The organism is Rossellomorea sp. RS05 (assembly GCF_039822645.1).
Lineage (GTDB): Bacteria > Bacillota > Bacilli > Bacillales > Bacillaceae_B > Rossellomorea > Rossellomorea marisflavi_B.
Genome location: NZ_JBDKWY010000008.1, coordinates 64,807 through 84,971, shown reverse-complemented (window position 1 = coordinate 84,971; position 20,165 = coordinate 64,807). Strand labels below are relative to the sequence as shown.

At 48.9% G+C, this 20,165-nt stretch carries 18 protein-coding genes; 4 read left to right on the top strand and 14 right to left on the bottom strand.

Annotation, left to right across the window (positions count from 1 at the left end):
- Nucleotides 1-28: 28 nt before the first annotated feature.
- The 3 genes from ABJ225_RS18010 to gntK form a co-directional block, all read right to left on the bottom strand.
- Nucleotides 29-685, bottom strand: coding sequence for an oxidoreductase (locus ABJ225_RS18010; RefSeq protein WP_347321265.1), 657 nt, complete (start codon nt 683-685; stop codon nt 29-31).
- A gap of 58 nt (nt 686-743) precedes the next feature.
- Nucleotides 744-1,463, bottom strand: coding sequence for a YebC/PmpR family DNA-binding transcriptional regulator (locus ABJ225_RS18005; RefSeq protein ID WP_048006760.1), 720 nt, complete (start codon nt 1,461-1,463; stop codon nt 744-746).
- Nucleotides 1,464-1,553: 90 nt separating this feature from the next.
- Complete coding sequence (gene gntK, locus ABJ225_RS18000; protein WP_079515371.1) at nt 1,554-3,074, bottom strand: gluconokinase; 1,521 nt, start codon at nt 3,072-3,074, stop codon at nt 1,554-1,556.
- Nucleotides 3,075-3,369: 295 nt separating this feature from the next.
- Between gntK and ABJ225_RS17995 the strand changes: the two genes are divergently transcribed.
- The gene (locus ABJ225_RS17995; RefSeq protein WP_148985987.1) at nt 3,370-4,218 is read left to right on the top strand and encodes a MurR/RpiR family transcriptional regulator; all 849 of its coding nucleotides are present in this window, start codon (nt 3,370-3,372) and stop codon (nt 4,216-4,218) included.
- 1,053 nt (nt 4,219-5,271) lie between these two features.
- On the opposite strand, the gene ABJ225_RS17990 is transcribed toward ABJ225_RS17995, so the two are convergent.
- From ABJ225_RS17990 to ABJ225_RS17960, 7 genes are all read right to left on the bottom strand, one after another.
- On the bottom strand, nt 5,272-6,978 hold the full coding sequence (locus ABJ225_RS17990; RefSeq protein ID WP_347321264.1) for an adenine deaminase C-terminal domain-containing protein: 1,707 nt from the start codon (nt 6,976-6,978) through the stop codon (nt 5,272-5,274).
- Between the two features lie 16 nt (nt 6,979-6,994).
- Nucleotides 6,995-8,047 carry an ABC transporter ATP-binding protein gene (locus ABJ225_RS17985; RefSeq protein ID WP_218245087.1) on the bottom strand — a complete coding sequence of 351 codons (1,053 nt, stop codon included), beginning with the start codon at nt 8,045-8,047 and terminating at the stop codon, nt 6,995-6,997.
- A gap of 15 nt (nt 8,048-8,062) precedes the next feature.
- The gene (locus ABJ225_RS17980; RefSeq protein WP_481900639.1) at nt 8,063-8,848 is read right to left on the bottom strand and encodes an ABC transporter permease; all 786 of its coding nucleotides are present in this window, start codon (nt 8,846-8,848) and stop codon (nt 8,063-8,065) included.
- A 6-nt stretch (nt 8,849-8,854) separates the two neighbouring features.
- Nucleotides 8,855-9,676: an ABC transporter permease gene (locus tag ABJ225_RS17975; protein WP_056532828.1), complete on the bottom strand. Its 822-nt coding sequence runs from the start codon at nt 9,674-9,676 to the stop codon at nt 8,855-8,857.
- 26 nt (nt 9,677-9,702) lie between these two features.
- Nucleotides 9,703-10,632: a nucleoside hydrolase gene (locus ABJ225_RS17970; protein ID WP_347321262.1), complete on the bottom strand. Its 930-nt coding sequence runs from the start codon at nt 10,630-10,632 to the stop codon at nt 9,703-9,705.
- A gap of 17 nt (nt 10,633-10,649) precedes the next feature.
- Nucleotides 10,650-11,693, bottom strand: coding sequence for an ABC transporter substrate-binding protein (locus ABJ225_RS17965; RefSeq protein WP_347321261.1), 1,044 nt, complete (start codon nt 11,691-11,693; stop codon nt 10,650-10,652).
- A 175-nt stretch (nt 11,694-11,868) separates the two neighbouring features.
- Nucleotides 11,869-12,204: a hypothetical protein gene (locus ABJ225_RS17960; protein WP_056532820.1), complete on the bottom strand. Its 336-nt coding sequence runs from the start codon at nt 12,202-12,204 to the stop codon at nt 11,869-11,871.
- A 198-nt stretch (nt 12,205-12,402) separates the two neighbouring features.
- Between ABJ225_RS17960 and ABJ225_RS17955 the strand changes: the two genes are divergently transcribed.
- On the top strand, nt 12,403-12,561 hold the full coding sequence (locus tag ABJ225_RS17955; protein ID WP_156183299.1) for a hypothetical protein: 159 nt from the start codon (nt 12,403-12,405) through the stop codon (nt 12,559-12,561).
- Nucleotides 12,562-12,580: 19 nt separating this feature from the next.
- On the opposite strand, the gene ABJ225_RS17950 is transcribed toward ABJ225_RS17955, so the two are convergent.
- Nucleotides 12,581-14,821, bottom strand: coding sequence for a UvrD-helicase domain-containing protein (locus tag ABJ225_RS17950; RefSeq protein ID WP_347321260.1), 2,241 nt, complete (start codon nt 14,819-14,821; stop codon nt 12,581-12,583).
- Between the two features lie 252 nt (nt 14,822-15,073).
- Between ABJ225_RS17950 and ABJ225_RS17945 the strand changes: the two genes are divergently transcribed.
- Nucleotides 15,074-15,313: a hypothetical protein gene (locus ABJ225_RS17945; RefSeq protein WP_235563412.1), complete on the top strand. Its 240-nt coding sequence runs from the start codon at nt 15,074-15,076 to the stop codon at nt 15,311-15,313.
- 55 nt (nt 15,314-15,368) lie between these two features.
- Here the strand turns inward: ABJ225_RS17945 and ABJ225_RS17940 are convergent, their stop codons facing one another.
- The 3 genes from ABJ225_RS17940 to ABJ225_RS17930 all read right to left on the bottom strand — a co-directional run bounded on the left by ABJ225_RS17940 (nt 15,369) and on the right by ABJ225_RS17930 (nt 19,630).
- Nucleotides 15,369-16,145: a methyltransferase domain-containing protein gene (locus ABJ225_RS17940; RefSeq protein ID WP_347321259.1), complete on the bottom strand. Its 777-nt coding sequence runs from the start codon at nt 16,143-16,145 to the stop codon at nt 15,369-15,371.
- A gap of 1,032 nt (nt 16,146-17,177) precedes the next feature.
- On the bottom strand, nt 17,178-18,302 hold the full coding sequence (locus ABJ225_RS17935) for a DEAD/DEAH box helicase (protein ID WP_347321258.1): 1,125 nt from the start codon (nt 18,300-18,302) through the stop codon (nt 17,178-17,180).
- Nucleotides 18,299-19,630 carry an ATP-binding protein gene (locus ABJ225_RS17930; protein ID WP_347321257.1) on the bottom strand — a complete coding sequence of 444 codons (1,332 nt, stop codon included), beginning with the start codon at nt 19,628-19,630 and terminating at the stop codon, nt 18,299-18,301. The genes ABJ225_RS17935 and ABJ225_RS17930 overlap by 4 nt, the downstream gene beginning before the upstream one ends.
- 236 nt (nt 19,631-19,866) lie before the next feature.
- Between ABJ225_RS17930 and ABJ225_RS17925 the strand changes: the two genes are divergently transcribed.
- Entirely contained in the window at nt 19,867-20,163 is a 297-nt protein-coding gene (locus ABJ225_RS17925) for a hypothetical protein (protein ID WP_347321256.1), read from the top strand.
- The last annotated feature ends 2 nt before the right edge of the window (nt 20,164-20,165 follow it).

The following is a 20,165-nucleotide window of genomic DNA, read 5'->3' as shown; positions in this document are numbered from 1 at the left end:
GAGGAGCCTGGCTCTTTTTCGTGTATCGTCACAGTTCCTGAATGGCATCTGATTCCCATACTGAAACGTCGCGGTCCCAATGGCCGCTTGCAGCTGACAGCATCCCTCTTGCCACCTGGATCCCTTCGATGCTCCGGTATTTTCTCAGCTTTCCTCTCATGAAGGGCTGAAGGATCCGCGATGCCGCTTCCCCCATCTTTTCCCCAAAACGGAACTCTGCCCGCTCCCCAAGAAGAAGGGAAGGCCTGAAAATATGGAGGGTTGAATATCCCAATGCCGTGATATCCCTCTCTGTCATCCCTTTGACACGACTATAGAAAAAGCGTGAGTCCACATCAGCTCCCATGGAAGAGATCAACAGGAATTGTTTCGCTCCGTGGATTTTTCCGAGTTCTGCAAGCTGTAGCGGATACCCATGATCGACTCTCTTGAATGCCTCCTGGGACTTGGCTTTCTTGATCGTCGTTCCGAGGCAGCAGTAAACATCATCGATTGTCTCACCAGGCTCCAATCTCATATCGTCCAATGATTGCACCCGTTCATCCAGCTTTTCATGGGCGACCCCGGACTCTCTCCTCACAATCCAGATAACCTTATCGTAACGTGGAGAATCAAGGAGCAACCTGACCAGCCTGGAACCTACCATCCCCGTTGCCCCGGCAATGAGAGCGACTTTTCCTTCCATGAACCTGCCTCCTTTTTAAAAAGGGGTGCCCCGGTAGACCCGGGACACCCCTCATTCTTTATTCACCTAAATCAACGTTATGATAGACCTGCTGGACATCTTCAAGGTCTTCGAGAGCATCGATCATTTTCTCGAACTGCGCCTTTGCATCTTCAGGAAGTTCTACATCGTTCTGTGCAAGCATGGTCAGCTCGGCCACGGAGAATTCCGAAATGCCGGCTGCCTTGAATGCTTCCTGTACAGCATGGAATTGATCGGGATCAGCATACACGATCACCGCATCTTCTTCTGCGATGATGTCACGGGCATCTACATCCGCTTCCATCAGGATTTCAAGAACGTCATCTTCTGACTTGCCTTCGATTCCGATAACGGCTGTCGCGTCAAACATGTAAGCAACCGATCCACTCACACCCATATTCCCGCCGTTTTTACCGAATGCCGCACGCACTTCGGATGCTGTACGATTCACATTATTGGTCAAGGCGTCTACAATGACCATGGAACCGTTCGGGCCGAAGCCTTCATAGCGGAGCTCATCATAATTCTCATCGGAACCGCCCTTCGCTTTTTCAATGGCACGGTCGATGATGTGCTTCGGTACGTTGTACGTTTTCGCACGCTCAAGGGTGAACTTCAGCGCCTGATTCAGGTCCGGGTCCGGTTCGCCTTGTTTGGCCACTACATAAATTTCACGACCGAATTTTGCATAGATCCTACTTGTATTGGCATCCTTGGACGCCTTCTTTTCTTTGATATTATTCCATTTACGTCCCATCTATAACACTCACTTTCGTTCAATAAATTCCTATCGTGTCAATCCTCATCCATTATACCCTATAAAGGTGGGATTTGGGGAGGAGCACTCTTACGATTCGATCCTTCTTGCCTGAAAATCACTGATGGCATCGTATTCCGGTGCAAGGAGCGCCGGCAACCGCGAAAAGATCGGCATCAATTCCTGATATACTTTCACAGCCTCGGGTTCAGGTCGGTGTGAATGAACGCTGCCCACCATAGAGCGTACTTCTTCCAATGACCCCATCCAGCCCTGATCCACCATCCCGAGGACGACGGCACCGAGGCAGGAGCTTTCAAAGCTCTCTGGGACAAATACTTCCTGGTTGAAGATATCGGCGAGCATCTGCCTCCACAGTTCAGAACGAGCGAATCCACCGGTGGCCTGTACACGTACAGGGGTGCCGATCAATTCTTCCAGCGCCTGAAGCACGCTGTATAGATTCATGACGATGCCCTCAAGGACTGCTCTGACCATATGTTCCTTCTTATGATGCATGGCAAGTCCGAAGAAGGATCCCCTTGCTTTTGCGTTCCAAAGAGGCGCCCTTTCTCCTGCCATATATGGGTGGAAGATCAGACCGTCCGCTCCTGGATTGACCTTGGAGGCGAGAGCCGTCAACACTTCATAAGGTTCGAGGCCCAGTCTGCCGGCAGCGTCCACTTCGGCTGTAGCGAGTTCTTCCTTCACCCAGCGGAAGATCATTCCTCCGTTGTTTACGGGTCCACCGATGATCCAATGCTTATCGGTAAGCGCATAGCAGAATATCCGCCCTTTTGGATCCGTGATGGGACGATCCGTGACGGCACGGATGGCACCGCTTGTCCCGATTGTTACCGCAACGACCCCGCTTTCGATGGCGTTCACACCAAGATTCGAAAGGACGCCATCGCTCGCTCCTACGTAAAACGGTGTATCTGCATCGATTCCGAGTAACTCGGCGTAATTCCCTTGAAGCCCCGTCAGGCTCGTGGTGGTAGAAACCGGCGTAGACAGCTGGTTCTTTTTAACCCCTGCGACCTCCAGCGCTTCTTCATCCCAATCAAGATCTTCGAGATGAAACATTCCAGTAGCAGAAGCAATCGAATAATCGATCACATACTTATCGAACAAACGGTGGAAGATGAATTCCTTGATGGAAATGAACTTCGCCGCTTTTGCAAAAAGCTCGGGCTCATCATGACGTAGCCAGGCAAGCTTCACAAGGGGGGACATGGGATGGATCGGCGTACCGGTCCTTTGGTAAATCTCCATTCCGTTCATCTCATGCTTGATCTTTTCCGCCCATTCACTGCTTCGGTTATCCGCCCATGTAATGGATCGGGTCAGCAGACTGTTTTCCTCATCTACCAAGATGAGACTGTGCATGGCGGAACTGAACGATACAAACGAAATCTCCTCTTCCGTTTTCCCCGCTACTTCCTTGATGCAATAAATGACTGCCTGGAAGATTTCTTCGGGATCCTGCTCTGCCACTCCCGGAACCGGGGTGTGAAGGGGATACTCGATTCCATGACGCTCGATTGCTTCGCCTTTTTCATTGTACAGTACGGCTTTGGTACTGGTGGTTCCAATATCGACACCTATCATATATCGTGACATGACTATTTCCTCCTAAACGAACATAGAGAAGGGATGATCCTTCTTTCATTAAATCGGGGCAGACGTCGCCCTGTCGTTTTAAATACCTCTTTCTAACATAACACCTGAAAGCGCATTTAACCAAACCATATACACGGAAATCTCCTAGGTTCAGCCATCTGGAAAAATGATGAAAGTATTCAAAAAATATTTTTTATTATGCAAACGATTACAGAATTTATTTTTATTTCCACCAAAAACTAGTATACTAATAGAAGGAAAACCCTTACAGGAGTGTGATTCAATGAGCCAAGACCACCAGCACTGCCTCGCCAGGATCCGTGCACATTACCCCCAATTCAGCACTACCGAAAAAAAGATTGCCGACTTCATCCTGAAGAAACCGGAAGAAACCATCCATTCTTCCATTAACGGACTATCAGATCGCTTAGGTGTCGCCGACTCGACCGTGTTCCGCTTTTGTAAACGCGTAGGGTTCAAAGGATTCCAAGCCATGAAGATTGCCCTGGCATCCGAGATCATGAAGGATTCTTCCCACGATAGGCTCGACGAGGGGGATACCCCGACTTCCATCGCTTCAAAGGTATTCCGCTCAAATTGCAAGACGATTGAAGATACCCTTGTGATACTCGATGAAGAGGATCTGATGAAAGCCGTACAAGCCATGGAAACGGCACGCTCCATCGAATTCTTCGGCAGCGGTGGATCAGGCATCGTGGCCCTTGACGGCTATCACAAATTCATCCGCACCGGGTTGAAAGTGCATGCGACCCTCGACTCCCACATCCAGCTCATGGCCGCATCGCAAATGACCGATGAAGACTGTGCGATCTTCGTCTCCCATTCAGGAAGCACAAAGGATATTCTCCATATACTGGACATCGTCAAGAGCACCGGAGCCACCACCATCGGGATCACGAACTTTGCCAAGTCCCCTTTGAGCCAGCAGGTGGACATCCCCCTCTTCACCGTATCAGAGGAAACCGACTACCGGAACGAAGCACTCTCATCCCGGATCGCCCAGCTCACCCTGATCGATACCCTTTATGCCAACCTCCTGCAGATACGCGAAACCAAGGGGCAGGAATCCATCAGAAAAATGCAGGAAGCCATCAAGAGTAAGAGAGGATGACTCCATAACACTCTATTTTTAAGGGATCTAATCTTCCTTTACTAGAAAGCAAGGAGATAAAGACCGTTTCTTTCCGCTGCAGGCGCTTGCTTTCCTGCGGGGAGGGCGTCGAGCCTCCTCGTGCCTGCGGGGTCTCGCCACTCCTCCTTTTCCGCTGGAGTCAAGCGCCTTCCGCTTCAATCCACTCTTTGGTTCTGGTGGTGGGGAGGGCTATTACTCTGTTGGTAATGTGGAAGGGATGAATCTATCTGTTCTTCCATATTAGTTGCTCCATCTCTACTTCTTCTTAATTAACCCCCTCAGAAAAAACCATTCACCCACTTGTGGATAAATAGCTATGTGGATAACATAAAATCGTCCCAAGGTACTTATCCACAGCGCATCCACCGTTTCTTATCCATTTCATCCATTAACACAAAAAAGGAAACAGGAAGTGGATGATGTCCAGCCCCCATCACCCCATCCCCACCAAAAGTACAGTGCAGCGAAGGACGGCCGACTCTTACAGGAATAGAGTGAAGAGTGAGACCCCGCAGGCACGAGGAGGCTCTCCTCACTCCCCTAGGAAAGCAGTCCGCCGCAGCAAAACGAAACCGTCCCATCTTTGCACTACTATCCACAAAACAGAAGGGGGATGATGATGTCCAGAACCCATCACCCCTCCCCACCAAAAGTGCAGTGCAGCGTAGGCCGACCGACTCCTAATGGAAAAGAGTGAGGGGTGAGACCCCGCAGGCACGAGGAGGCTCTCCTCACTCCCCTAGGAAAGCGGTCGGCCGCAGCGAAACGAAAAAACGTCCCATCTTTGCACTACTATCTACAAAACCGAAGGGGGATGATGATGTCCAGAACCCCTCACCCATCCCCACCAAAAGTGTAGTGCAGCGAAGGACTGCCTACTCCTACGGGAATAGAGGGAAGAGTGAGACCCCGCAGGCACGCGGAGGCTCACCTCACTCCCCGAGGAAAGCGGCCGGCCACAGCGGAACGAAACGTCCCCTCTATGGCTTCAAACCACAAAAAAGAGAGCAGGCACCAAGCCCACTCCCTACCTCACTCTACAATCAACGGAACCACACGGCCCCCATTCACATCAATCAACCCGCGATCCGTAATCTTCAACGCCGGACTCACAGGCAGCGACAGCGTACTCAGCGACATGATCACATTATAATGCTCATACCCCATCGCCTTAAGCGAAGCCGTCACCTGCCCCACCTGCTCCGACACACACTCAAGTTTATCCTCGGACAAAATCCCGCCGACCGGTAGCTCAAGCATCGACAAAATCTCGCCACCATCCACACAGCACACACCGCCTTGCTTCTGGATCACTTCATTCGCCGCCAGCATCATATCCTCTGGACTATGCCCCACAACAAGCAGATTGTGATTATCATGTGAATAAGTCGTCGCAAACGCACCGCTCTTGATGATATCACCGGCAATTAACCCATGGGCCCGACTGTCTGTCCCGTATCTCGAAAACGTGGCGATCTGCGCCAGACCGCTTCCTTCCCACTGCAGACGTCCTTCGCTGGACTCCACGGACCGGTGGACTTCCTCGGTGAAGGTCGACCCGTTCTTCACCTGGATGATCCTGCACATATAATCACCGTCAGATTTCCCACTCTCCATGGCGAAATCGTCCAAGCTCAATTCAGCAAGATCGACACTTTTATAGAAGGATTCAGGGAAAGCCCGATCCGGTTCAGCCTGATCATACCGTTGATTCACATCATAGACCCGGCGACCCGCTTTGTAGACCTCGTCAATTTGAAATGATTCCAGATCGGATATCAAAAGAAAGTCTGCCACCTTCGAAGGCGCGATGCTTCCCCGATCATACATACGCATCCTCTGAGCTGGAGTGTAGGTACACGCATAAATGGCCATCTCGGGCGTCATCCCCATGGCGATCGCCTTCTTCAGCAGGACATTCAAATGGCCCCTCTCTGTAAAGGAATCCGCCATCACATCATCGGTGATGAAGCAAAAGAGCTCATCCACCGGCTGGCTGATCAGGTATTCCATCACCTCGGGCGTCATGGACTTTTCCTGGATTTCAACGAACATACCAGCCGCCATTCGCTGCTCCATCCCCTCCACTGTCTGATGGGTGTGATCGGAATGGACGCCGGCGAACGCAACCTGTTGAAGCTCGAGGTCCAGCAGCTTCGGCACGTGTCCCTCAATGATCAGCTCCGGGTGCTCGCGGTTCATATGGTCAAGGATGGCATTCGTCTTGCTCGGTGCTTCCGTGATGATTTCATAGAAGTTCATGATTTCTCCCAGGCACTTGATCCGTTCCGTCCGAAGAAGCTCATCGATTTCCCCGATGCCGATGTCCCCTCCCGTCGTTTCCATGGAAGTGGCCGGGACAGAGCTCGGAATGGAATAGAACATGTCCACTTCGCACGCTTCACTGGCGCGGATCATTTCCTTCACACCGGACAGGCCGAATACATTGGCCATCTCATGGGGTTCGGGCACGATGGTCGTGACCCCGTTCCGGATCAGGCCGTATGAGAATGTAGAGGGTGTCACCATGGTGCTCTCTATGTGAAGATGGATATCGATCAGACCCGGGACCATGTAGGAACCGTCCCCTGCCAAGACGTGGGACGCTTCGAAATACTCCGCTCCCCGGTCCCCGATATAGAAGAACTTTCCGTCTTTGATGGCCACGTTCCCTTTGGTGAATCGTTTAAAATAACTGTTGTAGACGCGAACGTCCGTTACCAGCATATCGACTTTCATACTTTCCCTCCTAAAGCTATTCCACCACAACCATCTGATCCTGAGGTATTTCGAGCGAGACCTTTTCTCCCGCACGGTAAGGCAGTGCTGTTTCTTTATTCACGGTGAAATCGCCAAGGGCTGTTTCCACGACGAATTGGAAGCTGCGTCCAAGGTAGGTCGAGATCTTCACGATGCCGGGAATGATGTTCATCCCTTCCTTCGTTCCTTCATGGAGCAAGAGGTTGTCCGGTCGAATGGCACCGATCTTTCCTGATCTGCTCATTTGCGGGTGCCTGGTCAAGACAAAGTCATGACCTGAAACAGATAGCCGGATGTTGTCCTCTGCATCCTGCCGCTCCTCAAACTCGATGAAGTTCTTAAAGCCGATGAAATCAGCAATGAATCTCGTTTTAGGATACTGATAAATGGTCGTCGGCTCATCTAGCTGTTCAATAACCCCTTTGTTCATGATGGCTACCTTATCGGAAATGGAAAAACACTCCTCCTGATCATGGGATACGTAAACCGTTGTAATCCCCAGCTCCTGCTGAATCCGGCGGATTTCCACCCTCATGTTCACTCTCAGGTTGGCATCGAGGTTGCTGAGTGGTTCATCGAATAACAGGATTTCCGGTTCGATGACCAAGGCCCGTGCAATCGCGACCCGCTGTTTTTGTCCGCCTGACAGCTCTTTCGGGAATCGTTGTTCATAGCCTGCAAGATCGACGACCTCTAGTACTCTCTGTACCTTTTTCTCTATCTCTCCTTTTCCAAGCTTCCTCAGACGGAGTCCGAATGCCACATTATCAAAGATTGTTAAATGGGGGAAAAGGGCGTAGTTCTGAAATACAAAACCAAAATTTCGCTTGTTCACTGGAACCTTCGTGTAATCTTTACCGTTCAGAAGGAATTTCCCCTTGTTCGCTTTCAGGAATCCTGCAATCAATCGGAGCGTGGTCGTTTTCCCGCATCCACTCGGTCCAAGCAGGGAAACGAGCTGACCCTTCTCGATTTCAAGATTGAAGTTCTCCAGAATCGTTTGCTTATTATAGGAAACAGATACATCGTCCAAACTAAATAATGCCAATGGAGTGGCCCCCTTTTATCGTTTAGTGAAATAAGATAGTCCCATCAGTCTTTCAACCATGAACATGAAGAATGCCGTGATGACCATGAGGAGGACGGAGATCGCCGCGATGGTCGGATCGAAATAGTTCTCCACATATGTGAGCATTTGGATCGGGAACGTAGAGATGCCCGGTCCGGTCATGAATACGGATATGTCGACGTTATTGAAGGATTCCAGGAAGGCGATCATGACCGCTGCCAGGATCCCTGACTTGATGTTCGGCAGGACGACAATGAAAAACGTCTTGACCTTGCTCGCTCCCAGGCTCTCTGCAGCCTCTTCGATGGAAAAATCAAAGTTTGATAGACTCGATGAAATGACCCTGATGATGAAAGGAAGCATGATGATGGTATGACCAATGAAAAGCGCTGTATAAATTGGAAGCTGATAAGTCCCGACGATATAGCGCAGGAATGAAAAACCAAGCACGATCCCCGGTATGAGGATCGGGGAAATGAACACGGCATCGAGCAGTTTCTTCCCTTTGAAGTCGAATCGACTCAGGGCATACGCCGCCGGGATGCCAAGGACAAGGGCAAATAGATTCCCCATGAGTGAGACAATAATGGATGTCTTAAAAGTGGAAATGAACATTTGCACGTCGAATATATTCAAATACCATTTAAATGAAAGGTGTTCCGGAGGGAACTTCAAAACGCTCCCACCTTCAAAGGACGTCACCGATATGATCAGTAAAGGTCCCAATAAGAATAGAAATACTAGGAATGTGAATAATGCCAATCCTCGATTCTTCTGCATCAACCTCTACCCCTTCGGATTTAATTTACGTGCTAATGCATTCATGCAGGCAATCACGGCAAACGTGATGACAATCATGATGGTGGCGACAATGGAGGCCACCTGCCAGTCATTGAGCGTGATGGCGTTCTGATACAGGAAGGTGGAGATGACCCGCTGTTTGCCCCCCAACAGGGCAGGTGTGGTGTACGCCGTGAAGCTTCCCACAAAGACGAGGATACTCCCGATGACAAGCCCCGGTACACAGAGGGGAAGAACGACCTTCAGGAAAACAATGGCCTTTGATGCCCCCAGGCTTTCGGCTGCTTCCAGAAGATCATGCTGGATGTTCTCCATGACCCCCACCAGGGAAACGATGATTAAGGGAAGAAATAAATGAACCAACCCGATGATGATGGCCGTTGGGGTATAAAGGATATCGAGAGGTTCGTGAATGATGCCCATTCCAAGGAGCATCTTATTCAACAATCCATTTCGTCCGATAATGATCATCCAGCTGAACGATCGGACAACCGAACTCGTCAGCAATGGGAAGATCGTGAGAAGAAGAAGGACTGCCTTCATTCTCCCCCCGAGCTTTGAGATATAATAAGCTGCCGGAAACCCTAGGATGATGCAGATCAACGTCGTCAGCAGGCTGACCCGCAGCGTGGTGAATAGAATATCAAGGAAATACCGATCCTTCAGGAACGTTAAGTACCCGTCTAAGGTGATTCCGCTTCCGTCGGTAAACGTCGTCCCGATCGTGAGGACGATGGGAATAATCATGAATACCGTCAAAAACAGGATGCCTGGCAGCATCAATAGATACATATAACGCGTCTTCATACTCAAAAACCCCTGTCTCCAATAGATTAAGATGAAACGATGGAATGGAATAATCGTAGGAAAGCCGCTTCATCGACCTCCGTACAGACGGATAGATTCCTGTCTTGCTCCAACCTGTTCTGGAAGTCACATACGAGTTGGCCATCACATAGCTCGCTCCTCGTTTCCACATCGACGTAGAAACCCTCGGTCTTGACGAGACTTTGGTCGATGGCAACCGCGACCGCAAGCGGATCGTGCATGGCACAACCGTCCACACCGTTCCGTTTGAAATATCGTTTACGGTATTGAGCCGTGCTATTATCGATATACTGACGGATTACAGGATTTTCAATCGCTTGGATATGGTCTTCCTTCAGGATTGCGTGTCTGGTGACATCGAGCCCCACCTGGGTGATATCGTTGAAGCCTGCGTGAAGCACAATCTTCACAGCCTCCGGATCGACCACCATATTGAACTCGGCCGTCGGCGTGACATTCCCCGGTCCTTTGACCACACCGCCCATGAAAATGACTTCTTTCACATAGTGGACAATCTGTGGGCATTTCTTAATCGCCAATGCCAGATTGGTCAGTGGACCCGTCATGACAAGTGTGACCTCATGAGGGAAATTCAGGATCGAATTGATGATGAAATCAGGAGCAAATCCTTCCTCTGCAGGTCTTGATGGAGCGATGTCCTTCAATTCCCCACCAAGTCCGTCTTCCCCGTGGACCCCATGTTCGAAGAAATGGGGCCTGATCAAAGGGGCGTCGGCCCCTTTGATGACCGTCAGATTGGTTTCCCCGAGTAGATCCAACACCTTCAGCGTATTGTCCGTTGCTTGATCCAGGGACACGTTTCCATTCACCGTTGTGATTCCAAGAAGATCGAACTCCCTGCTTTTCACTGCCAGGATGATGCCGATCGCATCATCTATGCCGGTATCCACATCAAGTATCAGTTTACGCTTCATGCCATCCACTCCCATTGTTAGTTTGCCAGTTCACGGTTCCAGCGATCGATCCACTGCTTGGAATTCTGATTCACAAACTCCATATCCAGCGTATTTAATCCTTCTACAACCTCTTCCCCATACGTCAATCCCTCTGCTTCTTCCTCAGATAGCTTAACTTCGGTGTTAACAGGTGAATCGACCTTGGCCTTCGCTGACTTCTCTTGTACTTCTTTGCTCAGTATATAATCGATGAACTTCTCAGCCATCTCTTTATTCTTCGAATCTTTTACGATGTTCACCGTATTCATGACGGCATATCCGCCTTTTTCAGGTGAAACGAATGTGGCACTCGGTACGGCCTCTTTCAAATCGGCGAAATACATTTCCATGATCGGTCCAGCCACGATCTCTCCCTGAGAGAACATATTGACGAATTCCGATGTTTGGCCGTATTCTTTCACCACATTTGGCAGGATGTCTTTCATTTGACTGAATGCTTGGTCTTCATTGAATGTGTCAGCCCCACTGACTTTCGATGCTGCATCAAGCATCATCGGACCGCTTGTGGAGGTGATCCCAGGGATGGTAATGGATGCCTTCAGGTCATTGCGCCATAAATCATCCCAATCCTTGATCGGTTGTTTCACTTCATCCGCATTATAGGCGATACCGAACTGACCGACCGTATAAGCAGGACCATAGTCTTCTCCAAGAGGAGCTTTGGCTACATCATAGATGGAATCAAGATTTTCTAGCTTTGAATGACCAATTTTCGCAAACAGTCCATCATCGATCCCCTGTTGCGCATAGTAGTCGGATAGGAAGATGACATCCACATCCCCGCGGCCTTGACGGACCTTATTCAAACGATCTGCGTTGTTGCCCGTGTCGAGGACGATTTCTACATTGTTCTCTTCTTCAAACGGCTTATACACTTCTTTATCGAAGAAGTCTTCAGCAAATCCCCATGTGGAGATGACGAGCTTCTTGGAATCCTTCTTACTGCCTGAACCATTACCACTGCATGCTCCCAGTAGGAAAAGCGACGCAACGGTGAGAATGACGATGAACTTTTTCATTTTCTTGACCCCCTGATGATTGTTTTTAGTGAATAGCATATAAAAAAAGACAATCCTAAATAGAATAAAAGCATTCTACTCAAGATTGTCTTTTCTTTGTAAACAAAGATGAAACAAATCCAGAAGATTAAACGGCATCCCTTCAAGATGAATCAAGTCGGGACGTCCAGGTATTCTATTTGACGATGATGTTTGTGAAAGCGATCTGGGTGAAGGAATCGTAATCTCGGAGGACCGCCTCGATGTCCCATCCGATCTCTTTCAGCTTTTCTTTGAGCTTCTTCTTGAACAGGATCGACATGTGAAAGTCGACTTCAAGCTTCAGATGGGGCGCTTCCCCTTCGAGAGCCTGTGATCTGGGTGCGCGGCGATGCTTCGCTTGAAACGTGATGATCTTTTCTTCGATCTTCACCTTCAGTAGTGTCGTCCCGAAACCGAAGAGTTCCTTGGAGACGTCATTGTACAAGTGGGAAAGAATCTTTTTCGTTTCATTCGCATCCTTCGTCATCATTTCACCCGCCAACAAAGTTGTTACTAGTTATTATACATTTTTTTAGTGAGTTGACAATAGAATATACGGATTTTTATCGAAATTTGTAGATTTTCATTAAAATAACTCTTCCACACATGCCTAATCACGAACATTAAAAGGCATACAACCAACCACCTCCCTCATACACTACCCATATAGGCATCTGGGAGGGATGATATGAATATCGCCGTCACCATCGGATTCATTTTTATTTTAGGCATGATCCTTGGGTTTCTTATCTTTTTTCTCCGTAAGACGCTCCACGTGGAAGATGCAAGCAGGATCGATCCCCCTGTGGAAAACGAAGATGAATACACAAAGCCCGATTCCCATTAGGGAATCGGGCTTTTATGCGTTAGATCGTGACTTCTTTCCTTCCGGGCTTCATATCCCCCATACAGATCGGGCACTCCTTGGTCGAGGCACTCTCACCCGGGGCGATCCGTTGCCATGCGATGCACCTCGGCTGGGTGCAGATCCATGCATCAATGGAAATATAGACTGAATCTTCCTTGGGCTTCTTCACAGGCGCCTTCACCGGCTCCGTTTTGAAAATATCACTGATAAACCGGGAACAAGGGCGGGTCTCCCCTTGATAATAGGCAGGGGATGATATGTAAAGACGCTCCTTAGCCCTCGTAATGGCTACATAGGCGAGCCGGCGCTCCTCCTCGATGGCCTTCTCAAGCTTTTCGGACTTTTTCACATCCTTCAGGACCTTGTCCTCCAGATGATCTGCTTTCAAGGCAGAGGAGTGGGGGAGGTTCCCCTCGATGGCCCCGATCAGGAACACGACGGGGAATTCAAGTCCCTTGGACCGGTGGATGGTCATAAGAGACACGCTGTCGGACTGTCTGTACTGATCAGAATAGACTTCTTCATACTTCTTTTTCATTTCATCAATGAAAGAGATGAAACTTGCGATCGTTTCGAAACGCTTTGCCGAACCCTCCAGCTCATCGAGCATTTCCTTAATCATTTCCTTCTGCTCCGTCACGATATTGGACTCTTTCGCATCCATATACCGGTGGTAAAAGTCCCTCCTGATCCGTTTGATCGCCTGCTGAGGGGCGTGGTCCCGGATCATCTTCAAGAACGAGATCCTCTCATTGATCGATTTCACCTGGAACGGTTTCAGCCCCGGGATCTTCGTCACGTGAAGTAGCGGATTCGGGCTCTGCTCCTTCGTCTCACCCTGCCGGATCTGGGTCATCCCCCTTTCCTTGTTGATGAAAAGGGTCGGAAGGATGGATTCCATCGCAGAGAAGTTCCTCGGTACGATGGCGAGTCGGAGATGATCCACGACGGGCTTCACCATCCAGTTATCATAGAAGAGGGAATCCTTCTGGTTGTATGGGGTGAACGGGATTTCCTTCAGCAGGAGTTCTTCGAATACGGCACGGCCGCTGCTCATGGTCCGGTGCAGGATCGTCACGTCCTGATACTGGTAGCCGCTTTCAACGAGGCGCTTGATCTCTTCAGCGATCCACTGTGCTTCCTCATCGACGGTCGACGGCCTGGAATAGAGAGGCTTTTCCGCCTCAGGCCTCGTCGCAATCAACGTTTTGTCCCGGCGCTGTCCATTGCGGCCGATCACTTCATTGCCGAGACCGATGATGGAAGCATCGGAGCGGTAATTCTCTTGAAGGGTGACGACTTTGGCATCGGGGAACTCTTCATCAAAATCGAGGATGAACTCATTCCTGGCTCCGTTGAAGGAGTAGATCGTCTGGTCATCATCCCCCACCACGAAAAGATTCCCATGCGCTGCGATCAATTTGACCAGCTCGTACTGCACAAGGTTTGTATCCTGGAACTCATCGACCATCACATAGCGGAAACGATGCTGTAGCGTCTGAAGGAGATTCGGATTCATCATGAGGAGTTCATGTGCCTCCGTGAGAATATCATCGAAGTCCATCTTATGGTTCATCCGTTTCCACTCCTCATATTTGAGGAGGATGCTCCGTGTTTCCTTTTCGGTTTTCGTCCCTTCTGGAAGCTCACGCAAATCGAATTTGTTCAATTTGTAATGAGAAAGCTTGGCAAGGAGCGTCTCTGCATCATAGGGATTCTGGATGTTCATCCCACGCTGGATCTGCTTCAACAGGATCTGTTTGTATCGCTCATTCCCGATGACTTCCTGCGTGTACTGTCTGGAGCGCAGAAGATGAAGGAAGAGGGCATGGAATGTACTGGCGTGCACCCGGTGTCCGCCTTCAGTCCCCGGAAGACGGGTGATCCGCTGCTTCATCTCATCGGCAGCCTTCTTCGTGAAGGTCACCAGCAGAATATGCTGGGGTTCGATTCCCTTCACCGTCATCAGATAGCCGGTCCTACTCACCAGGACAGTCGTCTTACCCGTCCCTGCACCAGCAAGGGTCAGGCACGGCCCTTCCCCGTGACGGACGGCTTGGATTTGCGCCTGATTCAACTGAATCCCCGCGCTCTCTAATATTCTAAAATAATATGAATCTTCCTCATCAGGTGCCACAAGAGCCTCCGACGTCTGCCCGTTTTGTAACGGGGCGACGGGAATCTCTTTCTTATCGGCATCGAATGGGTAGATGGAATAGTGGGTCAATACGTTATTCAAAGCTCATTCTCCTAGCTTACCTGGCGATTCGTAACCAACTAATCATAACAATGATGAAACCGTCATGGCAATGACCAATCAACCCCTTAAACGGTTGTTTAACGAATGACCCTATACTATAATAAGCATTTGCTCCCCCAACCAAACGTTTGTTTAACCCCCTCGTCCTCTCTCAACAATGGAATCCTCCATGTAACTGTCTTCCCTACGTTAATCCTCCCTTCAGAAAGGGAATAAGAAAACGGGTGATACATGATGAACATAACCAAATGGGGATACACTCGCTTCCGAAGCATCAAAGCTGAATTCGACCTGTTCCCACATTCTCTGGTCATACTCAGGAAAATACGATCCTACTATTTTGTTTACAACGTCCGCTGGTCTCCCCTCGATCCCGTCGTCGAGACCCACCACCTCGAAGAAATGGAACGGCTCGTCAACCGGGAAATGGACCTTGAGGACCAGTATTTGAAGCGACGGTCTGAATACTGATGTCCACACTGTGATACCCCGACACGGAGCGTCGGGGTATCGGGGCGTGCACCGATTATTTTTTTGCTGTGAAAAACAATCGTTTAAAGCGAAACATGATTTCGCCGTTGACTTGTCTGGAATATTGCCCCTTAATCCCCTCAAGGATCTCCCGCTGAAAGGCTTGTTTTTTCGCTTCATCCGCCTCAAGGGCCTTCAAAAAGGGAAGGAGCTTCGTCCCATTAACCCATTCCAGGATTTCCTCATGCTCCTTCATCCTATGATAATAGGAAGTTTCCCACACAGAAAATACGTCTGTAAGCCCCGACAGGATATCTACGTAATCCCCGACTGGCAGCTTATTCGTCTGAGAGAATTCCTTCTCCGTAAACCCCCATTTCGGATCACGGATCACTTCGTTGATCACCCGGAAAGCAGGAGACCCCTCATTGATCGGCATCTGCACAGCAAGCGTCCCCCCATCGTTCAGCAATTGGAACATCTCCCCTAGTAACTTCCCATGATCGGGAATCCATTGGATCACGGCGTTTGAGAAGACAATATCATACCCACGATCCAATGACGGCAGGTCTTTGGACGCATCACACAAATCAAACCGCATACGGGGATATGCCTGCCTCGCTGCCTCAATCATCGCAATAGAAGAATCAATTCCATACACATCTGCATCCGGATAGCGGAGATGCAACCGCTCCGTCCCGTTACCCGGCCCACAGCCAATATCAAGCACCCGGCGGGGATCCACATGATCGATCCGAGCAATCAAATCAATCGACGGCTGTGTCCGTTCATCTCCAAACATCAAATACTGAGAAGCATTCCACTCATTCATCCTCACCCCTCCTTTTTCCACATCCTACCACCACTATAACAAAACCACCCTCCCCTAACCATTCACCGTTTTGGATCAGACCACATAAGAAAAACCGATCATCGACACCAACCAACACGTCACTAAAAAAAAGCAGGGTGAAGCAAAAGTGATAACCCTCATCACCGCATAGTTCAGTGCAGCGAAGGGTGGACGACTCCTGCGGAAAGGCTGGCAGGTGAGACCCCGCAGGCACGAGGAGGCTCATCGCTCGCCCCGCGGAAAGCGACCACCCGCAGCGAAACGGAACGAACACATCCCATCACACCCCAACTCAAAGACCCAAGGCTGAATGAACCCATCACAATTGGTAAGTTAAACCAACACTCCCCCAAAACCTATATAAACACCTGATTTAACCGTCTTCCTCAAGAAAAACACCAAAAAACAAAGAAACTTTACAAAAAATAAAGAAAAACCACGATTAACCCATAAAATCTCCATTAAATCAGATTATATCAATAATTCTGAACATTTGATTAATTACACGAACCTGCTATGATACATAATAACAAAAGAAAGCACCACCCACCTTAAAAGAAAGGCGTGATTCCAATGAAGTAGGAAAGCAAAGCATATCAACATCACCATCCGCAATGAAATGGCCCGTGAAAACCAGTTTCAGGATTGTGTGGATATGCGGGGACGCGCACCATTCTTATTTCAGGGGATGATACCAATGAAGAACGTCAGCGAAGCATGCTAAATCACGATACGCTAGAAGAAGGCCTGTGAAAACCTCCTTTGTATCCTGTGGGCATGTGGGAAAATCAGAAGAACGAAAAAAATAAACTAAAGCATGCAATTCCATTAATTTTAAAAATGAAGGTTCGTATGTTGATTAGTAAGAAAGGATCGTAAAGGTAAATTGAATAAGATGTATTTACATTAAGGCGCTGTTTATGTTCAGTATACATAGACAGCGTCTTGCACTGTGTTCAGGGATTAAAAAACGACCCCTCCTGTCAACAGGAGCGGCCGTCAGGGCAGCAATTATCGCGGATCTTTCAGCTGTCCGCCGTGGATTGTTTTTTCATTGAACGATAAATCCACTTCTTTTCCGAGCTTTTCAAGGAAGCTCTGTTCACGTTTGGATACCAGGGAAATGACGGTTCCTGAAGCTCCCATTCTTCCCGTTCTGCCCGAACGATGGATGTACTGCTTTGTATCGGTCGGGAAATCGAAATGAACTACGTGGGTGACCCCTTGGATATCGAGGCCGCGCGCTGCCACATCCGTTGTAAGGAGCATCGGGACTTTCCCAGCCCTGAAGCGGTCTAGAGATGCCTTCCTCTCCACCTTCTTGGATTCCCCTGCAAGTACCTCCAGATCCACGCCTTTAAATTTCAACTTTTCTTCTGCCTCGGAAAGTTTATCAAGCTGATTGAAAAATACAAGGGCTTTTATGTCCTTGAAATGAGCAAGATTTCTCAGCGCCTCGATCTTATCACGGAGCTCTGTGTACACATAAAGATGCTCGACATTCGGCTGGTCCAGTTTTTCATCGATCTTCACTAATTCCGGATCCTGCAAGAGCTCTTCAGCCACCCTTGAGGTTTCCGGTGACAAAGTTGCAGAGAAGAAGAGCACCTGTCTCTCCTTCAGTGTCGATTTGATGATTTCCCGGACTTCTTTCACATGCTCGTGGGTGATCATCAGGTCAAACTCATCCACAACGATGGTTTTCACTTCATGCACCTTCAGTTTTTTCAGCTTCATGAGCTCCAGGAGACGTCCCGTTGTCCCGACGATGATATGAGGCTTCTTTTTCAGCTTTTCCAGCTGCTTCTTGATATTTGCTCCACCGATGAAGGCCGCACCGGTCACGCCCGTATCTTTGCTCCATTTAGTAATTTCCTGTTGAATTTGCATCACCAGTTCCCTTGAAGGGGCAATGATCACTGCCTGTGCCTGCTTTCTCGAAGGATCGATAGCCTGGATGATGGGAAGCAGATAGGCTAATGTTTTTCCTGTTCCTGTCGGCGACTCGCAGATAAGGTCTTTTCCTTCAAGCACCTTCGGGATGGCTTTTTCCTGGATCGGGGTCATATCTCCAAAACTGGATTCATCCCACGTCTTTTGTATGGCTGGGTGATCGATAAGTTCAGTTGCTTTCATGTTACATTCCTCTCTTCTGCATCGGCACATGTACTTCCTTTCCATAATGGAAGGCGGATTTTCACCGTTGTACCGACATCTTTTTCTGTTTTAAATGTTAAGGAGCCTTTATGGCGCTGGATGATTTTTTGACATACAGCAAGTCCAAGTCCGGTCCCTTTTTCTTTTGTCGAGTAGAATGGTTCTCCGAGTCGCTCCACACGCTCCGGATCCATTCCTGTACCGTTATCCTCTACATATATGATGGCGTGATCATCGGAACTGCCTAACGTAATGCACACATGGCCGTTCCGATTCTCCGGTATGGATTCCACACCATTCTTGATAATATTGATGAATACCTGCTTAAGCTGATTGCCCTCGCCCATCACCAGCATGTCTTCAGATTCCTTGTTGCGAAAGGTCATGGACACATTATCCATATGTGCCTGCGCTTCCATCAGTACGAGGACATGGGATAATAATTGGTCGATACGGTGAGGACGAAACGGGATATCCTGTTGTTTACCGAGTATGAGCATTTCTCCTGAGATCAGATCGATCCTGTCGACTTCTTGACGCATGATATCCAAGTATGATGACTGCACTTCATTTGACGTTTTCAACAGCTGGATGAAGCCCTTTAGTGAGGTCAATGGATTCCTGATTTCATGGGCGACAGCTGCAGCCAGCTGTCCGATGACCGAAAGCTTTTCCGAGGCGAGTGCCATTTCCTCGTTTTTCCTCTCACGGGTGATATCCCGGGCAATGGCAAACATACCGGTCACCTCGTCATTGATGATGATGGGGACAAAGGAACATCGCACTAATTTTGACCGATCACCAAGGTGGATGGTCGTTTCAAATGTGGAAGGCACACCTTTCAATGTTTGGGAATGGTGTCCTTTCAACAGGTTCAGATCGTTCTTTTCTAAGTATTGGCTGAACGAAACCGACTTGAGGCGATCCATGGACGATTCAAGGAGCTTTTCCGCCTCACCATTCACATAGATGACCTGACCGTTCAAGGATAACTCAATGACGGCATCGGGATTTTGCTCAATAAGGGAATGATAGTGCTGATTCCTGCTTTCAAGCTGGACTTCTTTCTTACGCAACCGCTCATTGGCAAGTGTGATTTCACGTGTGGTCTTATGGACAAGGAAATAGAGTACTACGCCTGTGATGAGGATGAAAAACCACCCTTTAAAGCGTTGGGAGTATATATATAACCCCAGATTTTCCTTTGCCAGATGAATCGACACATAGTCAGATAAGAAAATCCAAAGCAATCCGACCAGAAAATACATCAACGCAATTCGTGCGGCTATCCATTTAGCTTGTCCCATCTTAAGCGTCACCTAAATTCACGTAGTCTTTCCTATATGGTTTCACCAACTATGATGAATTATCACAGTGCTGTTTCCGACTCCCCTATCATACCACGCTGTGAGGGTGCTTAGGAGATGAATTCAGACCATCTGTCTTTTTTGTCCCTCCTTCCTTTGAACCAAATTGCCCCCTGTACGTTCAAAGCCCTTCCTTGAGGAAAAAGGTACTACTATGTGAAAGCAGGTGACAGAATATGTGTACGCTTCATAAAACAAGGCTGTTCAGCCAGAGCGGTAGCATCACCATTCCGAGAGAGTGGCGGGAACGATTCGGATTGTTGCCAGGCAGACAGGCGGAATTCATCCATGAGGCAGGATCCATCCTGATCAGGGAGGCACTCGAAGAGACCACCTACAATAAAGGATTTATATCGGAGAAAGGAACAGTGAATATTCCCAAAGAGCTTCGCGAGGACCTGGGAATTAAACCGCGTTCGATCTATCACTTATATGCGGATGACGAAGAGCAGGGGATTGTGATGACGAGGTGAAA

Bases quoted from the DNA above. Each gene is read 5' to 3' on its own strand.
- ABJ225_RS17960 (WP_056532820.1), bottom strand. From the start codon at position 12,204: ATGATGACGAAGGATGCGAATGAAACGAAAAAGATTCTTTCCCACTTG.
- gntK (WP_079515371.1), bottom strand. From the start codon at position 3,074: ATGATAGGTGTCGATATTGGAACCACCAGTACCAAAGCCGTACTGTAC.
- ABJ225_RS17945 (WP_235563412.1), top strand. From the start codon at position 15,074: ATGATGAACATAACCAAATGGGGATACACTCGCTTCCGAAGCATCAAA.
- ABJ225_RS17925 (WP_347321256.1), top strand. From the start codon at position 19,867: ATGTGTACGCTTCATAAAACAAGGCTGTTCAGCCAGAGCGGTAGCATC.
- ABJ225_RS17990 (WP_347321264.1), bottom strand. From the start codon at position 6,978: ATGAAAGTCGATATGCTGGTAACGGACGTTCGCGTCTACAACAGTTAT.
- ABJ225_RS17930 (WP_347321257.1), bottom strand. From the start codon at position 19,630: ATGGGACAAGCTAAATGGATAGCCGCACGAATTGCGTTGATGTATTTT.
- ABJ225_RS17975 (WP_056532828.1), bottom strand. From the start codon at position 9,676: ATGAAGACGCGTTATATGTATCTATTGATGCTGCCAGGCATCCTGTTT.
- ABJ225_RS17955 (WP_156183299.1), top strand. From the start codon at position 12,403: ATGAATATCGCCGTCACCATCGGATTCATTTTTATTTTAGGCATGATC.
- ABJ225_RS17995 (WP_148985987.1), top strand. From the start codon at position 3,370: ATGAGCCAAGACCACCAGCACTGCCTCGCCAGGATCCGTGCACATTAC.
- ABJ225_RS17980 (WP_481900639.1), bottom strand. From the start codon at position 8,848: ATGCAGAAGAATCGAGGATTGGCATTATTCACATTCCTAGTATTTCTA.
- ABJ225_RS17970 (WP_347321262.1), bottom strand. From the start codon at position 10,632: ATGAAGCGTAAACTGATACTTGATGTGGATACCGGCATAGATGATGCG.
- ABJ225_RS18010 (WP_347321265.1), bottom strand. From the start codon at position 685: ATGGAAGGAAAAGTCGCTCTCATTGCCGGGGCAACGGGGATGGTAGGT.
- ABJ225_RS17935 (WP_347321258.1), bottom strand. From the start codon at position 18,302: ATGAAAGCAACTGAACTTATCGATCACCCAGCCATACAAAAGACGTGG.
- ABJ225_RS17940 (WP_347321259.1), bottom strand. From the start codon at position 16,145: ATGAATGAGTGGAATGCTTCTCAGTATTTGATGTTTGGAGATGAACGG.
- ABJ225_RS18005 (WP_048006760.1), bottom strand. From the start codon at position 1,463: ATGGGACGTAAATGGAATAATATCAAAGAAAAGAAGGCGTCCAAGGAT.
- ABJ225_RS17965 (WP_347321261.1), bottom strand. From the start codon at position 11,693: ATGAAAAAGTTCATCGTCATTCTCACCGTTGCGTCGCTTTTCCTACTG.